Genomic DNA, 15,860 nt, shown 5'->3' on the forward strand with positions numbered 1-15,860 from the left:
GGCGGCCCCGCAGGACCGCCCCTTTTTTATGCGTTTGCCATCGCCCGGCGGGCCCGGCCCGCATCGCGCTGGCCCTTGGTCCAGCGCGGCTTGCCGCCCTTGCCGCTATTGGGCTTGGTGCTGATGATCTTGCCGGTTTCCGAATCGCGGCGCACCGCTTTGGCCGGGACATCATTGCGCCGCTCACCCGCTGCCGGGGCGCCGGAGCGGACCCGCTCACCACCCGGACGCGGCGTATTGAACTTGCGCGCATTGGCCTTGGGATTGCGCGGACTGCGCGCCCCGGCCGGACCGCCCGGCGCATTGCGCGCCACGCGCGGCGCCGTGACTTCCTCGACCAGATTGACATCGCCCGATACCGGCAAGGTGCGGCGGATCAGCCGCTCCACGTCACGCAGCTTGCTCTTTTCTGTACCGTCGCACAGCGTGATGGCAATGCCCGACGCGCCATTGCGCCCGGTGCGACCGATGCGGTGCACGTAATTTTCCGGATCGTCCGGCAATTCGTAATTCACCACATGGGTGATGCCCTGCACGTCGATGCCGCGCGCCGCGATATCGGTGGCGACGAGAATCCGCACCGAACCGCTGGCAAAGCCCTTGAGCGCCGCCTGCCGCGCATTCTGGCTCTTATTGCCATGGATGGCGGCCGCCTCATGCCCGTCTATCGCTAGGTTCTTGGCCACCCGGTCGGCGCCATGCTTGGTGCGCGAGAAGATGATGACGCGCTCCATGCCTTCCTTCTCGTCGGCAAGCAGGTCGTTCAACACGCCGCGCTTGGCCTTGGAGCCGGACAGGATCACCCGCTGATCGATCTTGACCACGGTTGAGCCCTGCGGCGTCGCCTCGACCTTGACCGGCTCCTTCAGCAGCGTCTTGGCCAGGTCCTCGACCTCCGCCGCCATGGTGGCGGAGAACAGCATGGTCTGCCGGCGCAGCCCGATCGCCTTGGCGACGGCGCGCACCGGGGCGATGAAGCCCATGTCGAGCATGCGGTCGGCCTCGTCCAGCACCAGCCAGCGCGTTTCGTTCAGACGGATCTTGTTGTCGTCCAGCAGGTCCTTGAGACGGCCCGGCGTCGCCACGACGATATCGACGCCCTTGGCGATCTTTTGCACCTGATGGTAGCGCGACACGCCGCCCAGCACGAGCACGGTATCGAGCTTCATCTTGGAGCCCGCGAATTTGCGGATATTCTCGTCGATCTGCACGGCCAGTTCCCGCGTCGGCACCAGGATCAGCGCCCGAGTGGTCATCGGCCGGGGGCGGCCGGTCAGTTCGAGCAGGCCGGCCAGGATCGGCAGGCCGAAAGCCGCCGTCTTGCCCGAGCCGGTCTGGGCAATGCCCATCACGTCCCGGCCCTCGAGCAGTTTGGGAATCGCCTGGCTCTGGATTTTAGTGGGCTCGGTGAAGCCGCCGGCAGTCAGGCTGTCGGTAATCAGCGTCGGCAGGCCGAGCGAAATGAAATCGTTCAAACTATTAATCTTTCATATGGCGCGAAACCGCGCGCACGCCTACCGCACACGCAGCGAGCGCTTCTTGAATTGTGCAATCGGGCGATAGGGATTTATCGCGCGGGTGCAGGCTCAAACCCGGACCGCTTTCAGGTCTCCGGGCCGACTCCGCTGCTCACCGCTTGAGTAAGAAGAGAAGTCCATCAGCGGTCATTCTGCCGCGACGTGATGCACATATGGGGGAGTTGCAGAAAAATAGCAAGCACAACAAGCGCATGGGAGCATTGTGCATTCGAGGATCAACCCCGCCCCGAGCGTCACCACTCCCCAACCCAGATCGTCACCCTCGCGCTTGACGCGAGGGCTCTTGCGGTGCCGGTAACACCCTCGCGTCAAGCGCGAGGGTGACGATTGGCAGTGAGGCTTCCGGCTTGACGAAGCCGCCGGCTCCTGCGCCTCCCTCCCCCTTGAGGGGAGGGAATGAGGGTGGGGGTGGGGGTGGCGGAGCCAGGGCGAGACTGCCGGGTGGCGCCAAAATGCCCCCATCCCTCCCTCAAATCCCCCCATACCAATCATAGCCGTTGTCCTCCCAATAGCCGCCCTTGCCGCGCCCGAACGCCGACAAATCGTCCACCAATTCGATGGTGTGGAGATATTTCGGCTGTTTGTAGCCCAGCGTCCGCTCGATCCGCAGCCGCAGCGGCGCGCCATTGCTGACCGGCAGCACTTGATCGTTGAGCCCATAGGAGAGGATCGTTTGCGGGTGATAGGCGTCCACCAGGTCCGAACTGGTATAATAGAGGATGTCGCCCGAAATGGTGCGCTGGATATTGTCGTAGCAGTGATAGACGCAAAACCGCGCGCTCGGCTTCAACCCGGCCTGGTCCAGCACCGGGCCCAGCGGCGTGCCGGTCCATTTGGCGATACAGCTCCAGCCCTCGACGCAATCGTGCCGCGTGATCTGCGTACGCTCCGGCATATTGCGCAATTCGGCCAGCGAAAAGCTCACTTCGCGCTCCACCATGCCCTTGATACGCAGCCGATAGGGCTCGAAGCCGGCCAGGCGCAGAGAGGTGTATTCCGCCGTTGTCGGCTCGGTCGAGCCGTTGGGCTTCATGCCCTGGCGGATTTCGCTTGCCTCATATTCCCGCGCCAGCACCTGGTCGCCGATCAGCGCCCGCTGCGCCGAATAGGTCAGCACATTGGCCTGTTCCATTGTCTCGCGCACCGGATTGCCGCGCTGCGCCAGGAAATCGAACTGGTCGCAGCCCGACAGGATCAGCCCCGATCCGGCGGCGGCCGAGCCGAGCAGGAAGCGGCGGCGATTGACGATCAGCCGGCTCATGGCCTGTCTCCTTCCCGCACATCCATATCGGGCCCGGCGCGATACCAGCCGGTGATCATCGAGCGCAGTCCATTGAGGGGTCCCGCCAGCAGCACCATGATGAGATGAACGATGAAGAACAGCACCAGCAGCACCATGATCATGAAATGCACGCTCCGCGCCGTCTGCCGCCCGCCGAACAAATCGAGCAGCCAGGGCCAGGCCGCGTCCATGCCCGGGCTCATGGTCAGGCCCGTCAGCACGATCAGCGGAAACAGCACGAAAAACACGATGAAATAGCTGAGCTTCTGCAACGGCGAATAGGATCGGCCCCGCCGGAACCGAAACCGCGCATGGTCGACCACGTCACCCGGCAAACCGCTCACATCGCTACCCTGGGGAAGAATGTCGCGGCGCAGATGGCCGTTGATGAAACTGGCGACGAACCAGACGAACAAGGCGCCGACGAAAAGCCAGCCGAAGAAAAAATGCACCACCCGGCCGGTCGCCAGATCGCGGAACGAGGGAATGGTCACCATCCCCGGAAAAGCGGTGAAGGCCGGACTGGTTTCCGGGCCGCTCACACCCAGCACGCCGGTGGTGTCGAATTGCCGGCCGAACAATATGGTGCGCCCGCGCGGCCCGTCCGGCGTGTTCACCGAGCCGATACGCAGCACCGCATTGTCATATTCGAAGCCGCTTTCCTGGCCGATATACAGGGCCGGATGGGCATTGAAGATCTGCAATCCCGAAAGCAGCAGGAAGAACAGGCAGATCGCCCAGACCCAATGGGTCACCCGCGTCCAGACGGACTGGCGATAAACCAGCGGCCCCTTGGCCGCCGGCAGGCTCTCGGGCACCTCGTGACTCATATCGCCACCTCCCGGGAGCAATACGATGTCAAAACCGCGCCGGTTTCAACTCACCTTGCTTTGAGCCTATTCGTCGCGGGCCGCCCAATTCATGCCCCGGCGCAGGATCGTCGCCATATTGGCATTCTCGAATTCCTTGGCGCGGTGGCCCAGCGTCATATGGAAGACCCGGCCCTGGCCGTGATGACGTTTCCAGGCCACCGGCATCACCACGCCCTCGATCCAGGGCGCATGCTCGCCCGAAAAGGTCGTGGTCGCCAGCACCTCGATCGACGGATCGACATGCATGTAATATTGCTCGGACGTATAGGGAAACGACTTGATCCCCGCCATGATCGGATCGTCCGGCTTGGCCACATCGACATTGTAATCGATGATATTGCCCGGATGCGCCACCCATTGGCCGCCGACCATGAACTGGTATTCCACCGAGTCGCGGAAAGCGTCGCTCATGCCGCCGTGATGGCCGGCCAGCCCCACTCCGTTCTCCACCGCCTTGGTGAGATTTTCCACCTCTTCCTTGGCGATCTTGCTCATCGTGTAGATCGGAACGATCAGCGACAGGTCGTGAATGGCGGGATCGGCGAAAGCGCTGGTTTCCGTAGCGGTCCGAACCGAATAGCCGTCCTCGTGCAGCCAACGGCGATAGATGGCGGCACATTCTTCGGGGTCGTGACCTTCCCAACCGCCGTAAACAATCAAAGCACTGCGCATGAATATTCCCCGCAAATCAAGCGCGCGGAGAATACCCTACTCGTCCGCTATTGAAACCCCGTTGCCGCGCCCGGGGCCGGGATGTGAACGAAGCCCGGAAGCGGCGCTTGCCGCACCGGTCCGGATTTGCTGCACGTACGCCAGAATTTTGACCGGAAGGTCCACTTTCGCCTGTCACAAATAGGTGATTAACTGCTGGCGACGCGGCCCGTTGCCGGCATCCCGGCACGTTGCGACGTCGACCGCAAAGAGCAAAGGGATAACAGGGATGAAGAAACTATTGCTGGGCGCAACCGCGCTCGCCATCTGCGCCGGCTTCTCCAGCGCCGCTTATGCTGAGTTCACGCTCAACATCCTGCATATCAACGATTTCCACTCGCGGTTCGATCCGATTACGGACAGCGATTCCAATTGTGACGTCGATACCGATGCCGCCGGCGAATGCTTCGGCGGCATTGCGCGTCTCAAGACCATCATCGACGATACCCGCGCCGAATATGCGGACGGCAATTCCATCCTCTTATCGGCCGGCGACAATTTCCAGGGATCCCTCTATTATACCACCTACAAGTCCAAGGTGGTTTCGGACTTCTTCAATCAGATGGGCTTCGACGTGGTCGCCACCGGCAACCACGAATTCGACGATGGTCCCGAAGAATTCATGAAATTCATCGAGGCCGCCGAATTTCCCATCATCGGCGGCAATTTCGACGTCACCCGCGACGAAAATCTGCGCGGCAAGATCAAGGGCTCCATCGTCGTCGAGATCGGCGGTGAAAAGATTGGCATTATCGGCGCCACCACCGAGGACACGCCGGACATCGCCTCGCCGGGCGATGACGTGGAGTTCCACGACGTCATCCAATATGTCCGCGGCGCCTCCGAAGCGCTCGATGCCGCCGGCATCGACAAGATCATCCTGCTGAGCCATATCGGCTACACGCTCGACCTGGAAGTCGCCGCCGCCCTGCCGCTGGTGGACGTCATCGTCGGTGGCCACAGCCACACGCTGCTCTCCAATATTGCCGAGGGCGCCGCCGGCCCCTACCCCACCATGGTCACCAATCCCGAAGGCATCGAGGTGCCGGTGGTGCAGGCCAATCAATATGGCAAATATCTGGGCGACATCGCCATCACCTGGGACGACGACGGCGTCGTCACCTCGGCCGTGGGCGAACCCTATCTCATCGACGCTTCGGTCACCGGCAATGAGGACTTCAAGAGCCAATTGGCGGTCCTGCTCGGCCCGATCGAGGAAATGACCACCACCGTCATCGGCACCGCCACCGACAAGATCGAAGGCTCCCGCGAAATCTGCCGCGCCATGGAATGCTCGATGGGCAACCTGCTCGCCGATGCCATTCTCGACCGCGTTGCCGATCAGGGCGCCACTATCGCCTTCCAGAATGGCGGCGGCATCCGCGCCTCCATCGATGCGGGCGAGGTCACTATCGGCGACGTGCTGACGGTCCTGCCCTTCTCCAACACCCTGGCCACGGTAGAGATCAGCGGTGCCGATGTCATCGAAGCGCTGGAAAACGGCGTCAGTGATGTCGAGAACGGCGCCGGCCGCTTCGCCCAGGTCGCCGGCCTCAAATACAGCTTCGACCTGTCCCAGCCATCCGGCAGCCGCGTCAGCGACGTGCTGGTCAAGGGCGACGGCGACACCTGGGTGCCGATCGACGAAGCCGCGAATTATATCATCGTCACCAACAATTACGTGCGTGGCGGCGGCGATGGTTACGGCACCTTTGCCGAAGGTAGCAATCCCTACGATTTCGGCCCGCCGCTTGAAGACGTCGTCGCCGACTTCATCGCCAAGCAGGGCGGCACCTACACCCCCTATACCGATGGCCGCATCACCATCATCGAATAGCAGAGATCCCAGCGGATTTCGGCAAGGGCGTCCTCCGGGACGCCCTTTTTCATCGTCGGGATGCAGCCCTGCGACCGACCGGCAGCGCCCCGCCGCCCGGGCGGGGCGCCCCTCTCGGCACTGCCGGCCCGTCAGGTCCGCCGCGCCAATTGGCCCCAGGCCAGCAGCACGATCACCGCGCCGACGATCGAGGCGATGAAGCCCGCGCCGTCGCCCGGCCCATACCAGCCGATCTGCTGGCCGAGCCAGGTCGCCAGCACCGAGCCGACGATCCCCAGCACCGTGGTGAGAATGAAGCCTGAAGGCTTGTTGTCGCCCGGGGTGACCCACTTGGCGATGAGGCCGGCGAAAAAGCCGATAATGATAGCCCAGACGATTGACATGTGACGCTCCGTGTTCGGTCCACCGGATAAGTCGGAAGTCCCCTGCCGGGTTGCAAGATCGATCACATCTTGGCTCGTCTTCGGATCGTGAACGAAAGAGCTGCAGCTTGCGGAACGGGCTTGCCGTTGCTGCGGCCACTTCGAGTCAAGTTGCCGCGGGATGTGAGGCCCGAGGGGGTGCTGCGGTTCCTGCCCATCCGGCAGCCTCGCTCCGCCACCCCCACCCTCAATCCCTCCCCTCAAGGGGGAGGGAAGCGACGGAGCGCTGACCCAGTCGCCCAAGTAAGCTGCCAATATAAAATGCTTCCCGCGAAAGTGGGAGCCTCCGTTTAACACAAAGCGCTTCTCTCGCAGTCCAGCTCTAAACCGCGTATTCCATCCGGTCCCGGTCGGTCGCCGTCGCCAGGTCCAGCACTTTCTGGATATTGGTGGCGTGGCGGAAACTCGGTTCGAGGTTCTTGCCCGCCCGGCATGCCTCGACGAAGCGCTGATAATTGGTCGGCACCGGGTCGACCTCCACTTCGGTCCAGGTGCCGGTCTCGACATCCGGTCCCAGGCAGGTCAGGAGCTTGGACCAGTCGTGCCGGTGCTGCACTTCGAGCGAGCCCAGTTCGCCATAGACCCGCAGCCGCAATTCGTTGAAATGTCCCGTCGCCCAGCGTGAGGCATGGATCACGCCCAGCGCGCCATTTTCCAGCTGCGCCGTCATGGCGAAGCTGTCATTGGCGTCGAGGTCATATTCGCCGATCACATTGCCGGGGACCTTTTCGAAGGTTTCCAGCCGGCAGAATATCCGCGAAAAATCGCTGCCCGCGCCATAGGCGGCGAAGTCCAGGATATGGACCCCGATATCGCCCAATACGCCGTTCGAGCCGTGCGATTTGGACAGGCGCCACAGCCACTGGCTTTCGGTGCGCCAATCGCCCCAGGCTTTCGACACCAGCCAGCTTTGCAGATAGCTCGCCTCGAAATGCTTGACCGATCCAAGCTGTCCGCTGCTGACGATTTCCCGCGCCTTCTGCAATTGCGCCACATTGCGATAGGTGAGGTTGACCATGTTGACCAGGCCCAGCCCCTCGGCCGTCTCGGTCATTTCCAGCGCGCGCGCATGGTCGGTCGCCAGCGGCTTTTCGCAGAACACATGCTTGCCGGCGGCCAGGGCCGCCATGGTCGTGGGATAATGCACGCTGTCGGGCGTCACATTGGCCACGGCATCGAACTCGCCCCAGGCCAGGGCCGCGTCCAGCGAGCCGAAGCCGCGCTCGATATTATGGGCGGCGCAAAACGCCTCGACGCGCGCCGGTTCGACGTCGACGCCGCCAACCAGGGTCACGCCCTCGATATTGGCGAAGTTCTTGGCATGCGTATTGGCCATGCCGCCGGTACCCAGGATGAGGATACGCATAGTCTGCTATTCCTTGGGGATGTTGCCCCGATGTTTACATTCCCGCCGGAACAGTCCCGCAAGGCGAGACGTCCCGACATTTACACCATGATCGTCACTGGCCCGCCTGCGTGATCTGCGGGAGCAATGACGCCTGCAAGACTGGCCTAGACCTTCACTTCGCCCGCATGATCCGCCGCCGACAGCTTGGCCCCGCGCTCCTCGATCTTCTCGATCGCTTCGCTTACCGGCCTGTTGGGCGCCTTCATCAACTGCGCCTGTCGCTCGCCGCTATAGGCCCAGTTGACCGCATTGCGCAGCACCTGCCCCACATTGGCGTCGTGATAGGTCGGATAGGTTTCGTGGCCGGGCCGGAAATAGAAGATATTGCCGGCGCCGCGGCGATAGGTCAGGCCGCTTCGGAACACTTCGCCGCCCTGGAACCAGGAGACGAACACGGTTTCCAGCGGCTCCGGCACGGTGAAGGGCTCGCCATACATTTCTTCATATTCGAGCTCGAAATAGGCCGGCAATCCCTTGGCGATCGGATGGCCCGGATTGACCACCCAAAGGCGCTCGCGCTCGCCCGCCTCGCGCCAGTGCAGATTGGCGGGGGAGCCCATCAGCCCCTTGAACACTTTGGAATGGTGGCCGGAATGCAGCACGATCAATCCCATGCCCTGCCAGACATGCTCCATCACCCGCTTGACCACGCCGTCGTCCACCTGGTCGTGCGCGGCATGACCCCACCAGATCAGCACATCGGTATCGGCCAGAGCCTCTTCGGTGCAGCCGTGCTCGGGCTCCTGCAGCGTCGTGGTCTTCACCGCTATATTGCTGTCCTGACGCAGCAGCGCCGCGATCTGGTTATGCATCCCTTCGGGATAGTTTTCGGCGACCTGCTTGTTCTTTTGTTCGTGAACGTTTTCGCCCCAGACCAGGGTACGGATTGCCATGATAGTCTCCTGATGAAATGTCGGCGGGGAGGCGCCGGAAAAGTCTGATGGTCTTTGCGCCATTCCGACAAAGGCGGGAACCCTTGTTTGCTCAACGGAGGTTCCCGCCTTGACGGAAATGGCAGCCTGTGTGCGAAAGGTGACAGTTGCGGGGCCGCCACCGAAAATTGAACGTTAGCGGATCGGCTTCCCGGCCTCGTCGAAGCGATGGATCTTGTCCTCCATCGGCGAGACCCGCAGCCTGTCGCCGCTGACATATTGCGCCGCGCCTTCCAGGCGCACCACCACCGGCTCTTCGGTGCCCATTTCGAGATAGACATAGGCGTCCGCGCCAAGATTTTCGGTGTGGATCACCGTGCCTTCCCAGATGCCGTCCTGGCGGATGATCATGTGTTCGCCGCGAATGCCCAGCGTGGTGCAGCCGAAATTGACGGCCTTGTCGCCGGTGATGAAATTCATCTTCGGCGAGCCGATGAAGCCGGCCACGAAAATGCTGTCCGGCCGTTCGTAGAGCTCCATGGGCGTGCCCACCTGCTCGATGATGCCGTCGCGCAGCACGCAGATGCGGTCGGCCAGGGTCATGGCCTCCACCTGGTCATGCGTCACGTAGATCATGGTGGTTTCGGCCATGCCTTCATGCAGCTTGGCAATCTCGATCCGGGTCGCCACCCGCAATGCCGCATCCAGATTGGAGAGCGGCTCGTCGAACAGGAACACTTGCGGATCGCGGGTGATGGCCCGTCCGATGGCGACGCGTTGGCGTTGGCCGCCGGAAAGCTGCTTGGGCAGCCGGTCGAGATAATCCCCGATCTGCAACATATCGGCGGCTTTCTCCACGCGCCTGCGGATATCGTCCTTGCTGTGGCCCTTTTCCAGCGTCAGCCCGAAGGCCATGTTTTCGTAAACGTTCATATGCGGATAAAGCGCATAGGACTGGAACACCATGGCGATGCCGCGCTTGGACGGGGCCAGCGCATTGACCCGCTGCCCGTCGAACAGCATGTCGCCGGAGGTGATGTCCTCCAGGCCCGAGATCAGGCGCAGCAAAGTGGATTTGCCGCAGCCCGAGGGGCCGACAAAGACCATGAATTCGCCCTTGTTGATGGTCAGGTCCACGCCCTTGATGACGTCGATGACGCCGAAGGACTTGCGGATATTGCGAAGCTCTATGCTTGCCATTTCTTGTTACTCCTTAGCCCTTCACCCCGCCGGCGGTCAGGCCGGAAACGATCTTGCGCTGGAAGATCAGCACCAGCACCACCAGCGGCACGGTGACGATCACCGACGCGGCCATGATATTGCCCCAGGGGATCTCATATTGCGTGCTGCCCGACAGCAGTGCGATGGCCACCGGCACGGTGCGGGTGTCGTTGCTGGCCGTGAAGGTCAGCGCGAACAGGAATTCGTTCCACGCCCCGATAAAGGCCAATAGCCCGGTGGTCACCAGCGCCGGCCACATCAGCGGCATGAAAACGCGGGTGATGATCACCCAGGGCGTCGCCCCGTCGACAATGGCCGCTTCCTCGATTTCCACCGGCAGGTCGCGCATGAAGGTGGTCAGCACCCAGACGGTGAACGGCAGGGTGAAAATGGTGTAGGAGAATATCAGCGCCCAGGGGGTATTGTAGATGCCCATGAACCGGATCACCTCGAACAGGCCGGCCAGCACCGCCATTTGCGGGAACATCGATATCCCCAGAATTGTCATCAGCAGCAGCCCCCGCCCCCGGAACCGCACCCGGCTCAGGGCGAAGGAGGCGGTGATGGCCAGGAACAGGGCCAGCAGCACCGTCACGGTCGAGATGAAGACCGAGTTCAGCAGGTTGCGCGGAAAGCTGCCGGTATTGAGCACGTTGAAGTAATTATTGAGGCTGAACGAGGTCGGCCAGTAATTGATCTGGAACAGCGCCGTGCCGGATTTGAAGCTGGTGAGGACGGCGTAATAGAAGGGGAAGACGCTCACCACCACGATGACCGCCACCAGCAGGTAGAACAGCACCCATTTGGTGAATTTCCACAGATCGAATGTCGCGCCCATTAGCGGTCTCCTCCGTCGAAACGCACCTGGCCGAGCCAGATATAGAGGATGGTCAGCGCCGCGATGATCAGGAACAGCAGCGTCGACATGGCCGAGCCATAGGCGAATTTGTCGAAATCGAAGAGGTTCTCCCGCGCCAGGACGCTCATCGTCTTGGTGGAGGCGCTATTGGGCGTCAGCACATAGATGAGGTCGAAAATGCGCAGCGCATCGAGCAGGCGGAAGATGATCGCCACCATCAGCGCCGGCCGCACCAGCGGCAGCGTGATGCGGAAAAACTGCTTGATCGGATGCACGCCGTCGATTTCGGCGGCCTCATAGATATCCTTGGGGATCATCTGCAGGCCCGCCAGGACCAGCAGCGCCATGAATGGCGTGGTCTTCCAGATATCCACGACCAGAACCGCGGTCATCGCCGTGTCCGCATTGGCCGTCCAGGCCACTTTCTGGCTGAGCAGGCCCAGCCGCATGCCCAAATCGTTGAGAATGCCGAACTGGTCATTGAGCATCCAGGCCCACATCTTCGCCGACACGACGGTGGGAATGGCCCAGGGGATGAGGATGGCGGCGCGCACGATGCCGCGCCCCTTGAATTCGGCATTGAGCACTAGCGCCACGATCATGCCCAGCACTGCCTCGAAGGCGACCGAGATGAAGGCGAAGCGCACCGTGTTCCACACCGCATTCCACCAGGCCGGATCGACCAGCAGGCCGCGATAGCGCACAGTGCCGCTTTCCAGCACCGACCAGCGCAGATAATTGCCCACGCCATACCATTCGGCGGCATCGAGATTGCTCAGCGAGGCGTCGGTGAACGAGAAATAGATCGAGCGTATCAGAGGCCAGCCGGCCACCACGGCCAAAGCCGCCAACATCGGTATCAGGAACAGCCGGGCAGCTCTCAAGCGCTGCTGCGTCAGCTCCGACCTCTCCCTGGGGGCCGGCGCCGTGGCGGCCAGTCCCATCGTCTCCGTCGCCATCGTTTTCCTCCCGACGCGCATCGTCATTATTGCGCGAGGCGGGCGACGGGAAAACCCCGCCGTCCGCCTCGCTTCTGGGTCCTGGGAGGACTTACCAGGAATCGCCCTTGAGATCGGTCAGGTCGGCTTCGAGAACTTCGAGATTCTCGGCTGCCGAGCCATTGCCCGAAAGCGTGTCATGCACGGCGCTCCAGAACAGCGAGGAGACCTCGTTGTAGTTGGCCTGGGTCGGCGCGGACGGACGCGGAACCGCATTCTGGAAGATTTCCTTCCACGCCGGGATGATCGGCTGGCCGGCGGCGATGTCGGCATCGTCGTACAGCGCCTCGATCGTGGGCAGGTTGGACTGCATCAGCGCCCGTTCCTTCTGCACTTCGGCCGAGCTCAGATAGAGCGCCAGTTCGATGGCGGCATCCGGGTCGGGCGAGTACTTGGAAACGGCGACGTTCCAGCCGCCCAGCGTGGCGGCGGAGCGGGCATCGGGGCCATCGCCGGCGGGCAGCGGCGCCACGTCGAACTTGCCGGCGATCGGAGAATCCTCGCCATTGCCCAGCGAATAGGCATAGGGCCAGTTGCGGTGGAACACGGCATTGCCGAGCTGCCATACGCCACGGCTTTCCTCTTCCATATAGCCCAGATTGCCTTCGGGCGAGATGGTGCCGATCCAGCTTGCGGCAAGATCGATCGCGGCGGCGGCGTGCTCGTTATTGATCGAGATGGTGCCATCGGCCTCGATGATCTGGCCGCCGCCATAGGACTTGACCCATTCCAGCGCATTGCAGGTCAGGCCTTCATAGGCATTGCCCTGGAACACGAAGCCCCACATTTCCGAATTGCCCTCGGCACGTTCGGCATCCATGATTTCCTTGGCGGTCTCGGTCATTTCCGCCCAGGTGGCCGGCACCGACTTGCCATGCTTTTCCAGCAGGTCGGTGCGGTAGAACAGCGCCGGGGCGTCGGTGAAGGCCGGCATCGCCACCAGCTTGCCGTTCACGGTCTGCGACTCGATGATCGAGGGGAAGTGCTCGTCAAGCACACCGGCGGCGGCTTCGCTCAGATCGAGGAACTGGTCCGCCAACTGCGGGGCCCAGATCACGTCGGTCTGATAGACGTCGATATCGGTATTGCCGGCCGCCAGCCACAGCTTGTACTGGCCGAACTGGTCGGTGGTGGACGAGGGCATCGGCACGATGGTGACCGAGTGACCGGTATCGGCTTCGAACTTGTCGAGCTGGCCGCGCAGGAATTCGAGGCCCGTGCCGGTATCGCCGGACACGATCGAGAGCTCGGCGGCCTGCGCCGCACCCGCCACCAGCGTCACGCTCGTCAAAAGACCGACGAGCAGCTTGTTCATCTTCATTGGAAATCCTCCCGAAAGAAACAGGTCACGGGAGAAGCGTGTCGAATCCGTCCGGCGCCTCCGCGCCCGGCCAATTCTCCTCCCCCGTCAAAAGCACCCCACCGCCCGGTCTTTGCCATGCGGTTTTAAAGCGCTTTGGACAGAAAGGAACCAGAGAGCCTATTTGCTGTCAAGCGGCTCGCCGGGAGAATTTTAGGAACTTTCCATTCGATCCGAAAATTTAGAAACAAAAACAATAAGTTATGACAAAACAGCTCCTGAAATGGTTAATTTCGTGCCGCGCGGCGATGATGTACGCACCTCAAAACATTTCCGACGATTTCCCCCTCTTGCCACGGAATTTGAAATCGCTTTGAATGCTCGCCGGAGGAGAATGGCGATAGGCCCTGTTCATGGGAATGCGCCTGCCCTAAAGGCAAGACCCGACCGGTTCGACGCCAGGCAAGCTGCCGGCACAGGGGGCCGGACCGTCGAACCATCCGGGCCGAAAACCGCTATGAGACTGAAAGACCTCGCTGAGCATCTCGGCCTGTCCCCCACCACGGTCAGCCGCGCGCTCAACAATTATCCGGAAGTCAACGAGGCCACCCGCCGCCGGGTGGCAGCGGCCGCCACCGCGCTCGGCTACCGCCCCAATGCCAGTGCGCTGCGTCTCGCCACCGGCCGCGCCGGCGCTATCGGCCTGGTCCTGCGCGGCGCGGACGAACTCGGCCCGCATATGTCCGAATTCCTCTCCGGGCTCGGCGCCTCCATGGCCCATCGCGAAATCGACGTTCTCGTCTCCACCGTCGCCAGCCAGCAGGAGGAATTGGCGGCCTATCGCCGCCTGGCCGCCAGCCAGAAGGTGGATGCCGTGGTGCTCCATTCGCCCACCCTCCGCGACGAGCGCGCCGAACTCCTGCTCGATCTCAAGATACCCTTCGTGCTGCATGGCCGCACCGATATCGGTCACCCCGTCGCCTGGCTCGACATCGACAATACCGGCGCCCTCGAACGCGCCACCGGCCATCTGCTCGATCTCGGCCATCAGCGCGTTGCACTGTTCAACGGCCTCAAGGGCCGCACCTTTTCCGAGCATCGGGAACTGGGCTATCTCGCCGCCCTCTCGGCGCGCGGCATTCCGTTCGATCCCGCCCTTATGGTCAATTCCGTCTTCACCGACGAGACCGCCTTCCGCCTCGCCCAGTTCATGCTCGAGCGCCGGCCCCGCCCCACGGCATTCCTCGCCGGCTCGATGATGACGGCCCTGGGTATTTTCCGCGCCATCCGCCAGGCCGGGCTGGAACTGGGCCGCGACATCTCCATGATCGCCCACGACGACGTCTTCCCCTATCTCAATGCCGACAACATGTATCCGACCATGTCGACCACCCGTTCCTCCATCCGCCAGGCCGGCACCCGCATCGCCGAATTGATCGCCCAGGTCCTGGCCGGCAAGCATGTGGAAGACGTGCACGAAATCTGGCCGGTCGAGCTGGTGCTGCGGGAAAGCTCGGCGCCTTTGCGAAATCCCTGACCCATTCGCTGCGCTCGCCCCGCGCCTGTGCTATGCTTCTCGCCATGCCGCATTGGGCGCTCGGGCATCGTGCTGGAGCGGCGCTTTGCCTGCGGCAGGGCCTATGCCGCCCTGGCGGCCTCGGAGTACGTTCATGACTTCGCCTTTCGTCACCACCGCCTGGCTGGCCCAGCATTTGTCCGATCCCGGCCTCGTCGTGGTCGATGCCAGCTGGCACCTGCCCAATGCGTCCCGCAACGCCCAGGCCGAATATCTGGCCGGCCATATTCCCGGCGCCGTGTTCTTCGACATCGACGGCATTGCCGACACCGCGTCCAGCCTGCCGCATATGCTGCCCGCGCCCGCCGATTTCGCCCGCGCCGTCGGCGCGCTCGGCATTAGCGAGGACATGAATATTGTCGTCTATGACGAAGTGGGATTGTTCAGCGCCCCGCGCGCCTGGTGGACCTTCCGCACTTTCGGCGCCCCGAATGTCTTCATGCTCGAAGGCGGCGGTCCCCAATGGCGCGCCGAGCGCCGCCATGTCGAAGCCGGACTGGTCGAGCGTCATCCCACCATCTTCCAGCCGCGCCTCGATCCCCTTGCCGTCGCCGATTTCGACATCGTCAATGCCCGCTCGAAGGATCGCGCCGCTCAGATCGTCGACGCTCGCCCCGCCCCGCGCTTTCATGCCGAAGTTCCCGAACCGCGCCCTGGCCTCAAGTCCGGCCATATTCCCGGCAGCTTCAACGTGCCGGTCGGGCTGCTCACCGAGAACGGCGCGCTCAAGGATACCGAAACCCTCCGGGCGCTTTTTGCCGAACGCGGCCTCGACCTCGACAGCCCGATCATCACCTCCTGCGGCTCCGGCATCACCGCCGTCACCCTGGCCCTGGCGCTGGAACAGGCCGGCGCCGGCGACGTTACCGTCTATGACGGGTCATGGGCCGAATGGGGCTCGAGGCCCGACGCCGAAATAGAAAGCTAGAACGTTTTCCAGCAAAAGCGGCCTCGGTTTTGCGGT

Annotated in this window: 14 protein-coding genes; 3 read left to right on the forward strand and 11 right to left on the reverse strand. The window is 62.7% G+C overall.

The genetic code is table 11. From position 1 onward, the window contains the following. Positions 1-26: 26 nt before the first annotated feature. From O9Z70_RS10545 to O9Z70_RS10560, 4 genes are all read right to left on the reverse strand, one after another. Entirely contained in the window at positions 27-1,475 is a 1,449-nt protein-coding gene (locus O9Z70_RS10545; protein WP_286018779.1) for a DEAD/DEAH box helicase, read from the reverse strand. Positions 1,476-2,007: 532 nt separating this feature from the next. Next, complete coding sequence (locus O9Z70_RS10550) at positions 2,008-2,799, reverse strand: molybdopterin-dependent oxidoreductase (RefSeq protein ID WP_286018780.1); 792 nt, start codon at positions 2,797-2,799, stop codon at positions 2,008-2,010. Beyond that, positions 2,796-3,650 carry a cytochrome b/b6 domain-containing protein gene (locus O9Z70_RS10555; protein WP_286018781.1) on the reverse strand — a complete coding sequence of 285 codons (855 nt, stop codon included), beginning with the start codon at positions 3,648-3,650 and terminating at the stop codon, positions 2,796-2,798. Before O9Z70_RS10555 ends, O9Z70_RS10550 begins: the two co-directional genes overlap by 4 nt. Positions 3,651-3,716: 66 nt before the next feature. After that, entirely contained in the window at positions 3,717-4,364 is a 648-nt protein-coding gene (locus tag O9Z70_RS10560) for a ThuA domain-containing protein (RefSeq protein ID WP_286018782.1), read from the reverse strand. 268 nt (positions 4,365-4,632) lie between these two features. Between O9Z70_RS10560 and O9Z70_RS10565 the strand changes: the two genes are divergently transcribed. After that, complete coding sequence (locus O9Z70_RS10565) at positions 4,633-6,240, forward strand: bifunctional metallophosphatase/5'-nucleotidase (RefSeq protein ID WP_286018783.1); 1,608 nt, start codon at positions 4,633-4,635, stop codon at positions 6,238-6,240. Positions 6,241-6,371: 131 nt separating this feature from the next. On the opposite strand, the gene O9Z70_RS10570 is transcribed toward O9Z70_RS10565, so the two are convergent. The 7 genes from O9Z70_RS10570 to O9Z70_RS10600 form a co-directional block, all read right to left on the reverse strand. Next, positions 6,372-6,623: a GlsB/YeaQ/YmgE family stress response membrane protein gene (locus O9Z70_RS10570; RefSeq protein WP_286018784.1), complete on the reverse strand. Its 252-nt coding sequence runs from the start codon at positions 6,621-6,623 to the stop codon at positions 6,372-6,374. Between the two features lie 361 nt (positions 6,624-6,984). Beyond that, on the reverse strand, positions 6,985-8,028 hold the full coding sequence (locus O9Z70_RS10575; RefSeq protein ID WP_286018785.1) for a Gfo/Idh/MocA family protein: 1,044 nt from the start codon (positions 8,026-8,028) through the stop codon (positions 6,985-6,987). Positions 8,029-8,174: 146 nt separating this feature from the next. After that, complete coding sequence (locus tag O9Z70_RS10580) at positions 8,175-8,963, reverse strand: ThuA domain-containing protein (protein ID WP_286018786.1); 789 nt, start codon at positions 8,961-8,963, stop codon at positions 8,175-8,177. Between the two features lie 174 nt (positions 8,964-9,137). Next, the gene (locus O9Z70_RS10585) at positions 9,138-10,142 is read right to left on the reverse strand and encodes an ABC transporter ATP-binding protein (protein WP_286018787.1); all 1,005 of its coding nucleotides are present in this window, start codon (positions 10,140-10,142) and stop codon (positions 9,138-9,140) included. Positions 10,143-10,155: 13 nt separating this feature from the next. Further along, on the reverse strand, positions 10,156-11,001 hold the full coding sequence (locus O9Z70_RS10590) for a carbohydrate ABC transporter permease (RefSeq protein ID WP_286018788.1): 846 nt from the start codon (positions 10,999-11,001) through the stop codon (positions 10,156-10,158). Further along, a complete protein-coding gene (locus tag O9Z70_RS10595) occupies positions 11,001-11,966 on the reverse strand; it encodes a carbohydrate ABC transporter permease (protein ID WP_502870195.1) in 966 nt (321 codons plus the stop codon). Before O9Z70_RS10595 ends, O9Z70_RS10590 begins: the two co-directional genes overlap by 1 nt. A gap of 106 nt (positions 11,967-12,072) precedes the next feature. Further along, entirely contained in the window at positions 12,073-13,341 is a 1,269-nt protein-coding gene (locus tag O9Z70_RS10600) for an ABC transporter substrate-binding protein (RefSeq protein WP_286018790.1), read from the reverse strand. Positions 13,342-13,837: 496 nt separating this feature from the next. On the opposite strand from O9Z70_RS10600, the gene O9Z70_RS10605 reads away from it, so the two are divergent. Beyond that, positions 13,838-14,857, forward strand: a complete 1,020-nt coding sequence (locus tag O9Z70_RS10605) for a substrate-binding domain-containing protein (protein ID WP_286018791.1) — start codon at positions 13,838-13,840, stop codon at positions 14,855-14,857. Positions 14,858-14,990: 133 nt separating this feature from the next. Then, positions 14,991-15,824 (forward strand): 3-mercaptopyruvate sulfurtransferase, encoded by an 834-nt coding sequence (gene sseA, locus O9Z70_RS10610; RefSeq protein WP_286018792.1) that lies wholly within the window; start codon positions 14,991-14,993, stop codon positions 15,822-15,824. Positions 15,825-15,860: the final 36 nt, after the last annotated feature.

It is taken from the genome of Devosia sp. YIM 151766 (assembly GCF_030285925.1).
Taxonomy (GTDB): domain Bacteria; phylum Pseudomonadota; class Alphaproteobacteria; order Rhizobiales; family Devosiaceae; genus Devosia.

Coding starts and splice junctions, on each gene's coding strand:
- sseA (WP_286018792.1), top strand. CDS start 14,991: ATGACTTCGCCTTTCGTCACCACCGCCTGGCTGGCCCAGCATTTGTCC.
- O9Z70_RS10555 (WP_286018781.1), bottom strand. CDS start 3,650: ATGAGTCACGAGGTGCCCGAGAGCCTGCCGGCGGCCAAGGGGCCGCTG.
- O9Z70_RS10605 (WP_286018791.1), top strand. CDS start 13,838: ATGAGACTGAAAGACCTCGCTGAGCATCTCGGCCTGTCCCCCACCACG.
- O9Z70_RS10580 (WP_286018786.1), bottom strand. CDS start 8,963: ATGGCAATCCGTACCCTGGTCTGGGGCGAAAACGTTCACGAACAAAAG.
- O9Z70_RS10565 (WP_286018783.1), top strand. CDS start 4,633: ATGAAGAAACTATTGCTGGGCGCAACCGCGCTCGCCATCTGCGCCGGC.
- O9Z70_RS10575 (WP_286018785.1), bottom strand. CDS start 8,028: ATGCGTATCCTCATCCTGGGTACCGGCGGCATGGCCAATACGCATGCC.
- O9Z70_RS10570 (WP_286018784.1), bottom strand. CDS start 6,623: ATGTCAATCGTCTGGGCTATCATTATCGGCTTTTTCGCCGGCCTCATC.
- O9Z70_RS10600 (WP_286018790.1), bottom strand. CDS start 13,341: ATGAAGATGAACAAGCTGCTCGTCGGTCTTTTGACGAGCGTGACGCTG.
- O9Z70_RS10560 (WP_286018782.1), bottom strand. CDS start 4,364: ATGCGCAGTGCTTTGATTGTTTACGGCGGTTGGGAAGGTCACGACCCC.
- O9Z70_RS10585 (WP_286018787.1), bottom strand. CDS start 10,142: ATGGCAAGCATAGAGCTTCGCAATATCCGCAAGTCCTTCGGCGTCATC.
- O9Z70_RS10550 (WP_286018780.1), bottom strand. CDS start 2,799: ATGAGCCGGCTGATCGTCAATCGCCGCCGCTTCCTGCTCGGCTCGGCC.
- O9Z70_RS10590 (WP_286018788.1), bottom strand. CDS start 11,001: ATGGGCGCGACATTCGATCTGTGGAAATTCACCAAATGGGTGCTGTTC.
- O9Z70_RS10595 (WP_502870195.1), bottom strand. CDS start 11,966: ATGGGACTGGCCGCCACGGCGCCGGCCCCCAGGGAGAGGTCGGAGCTG.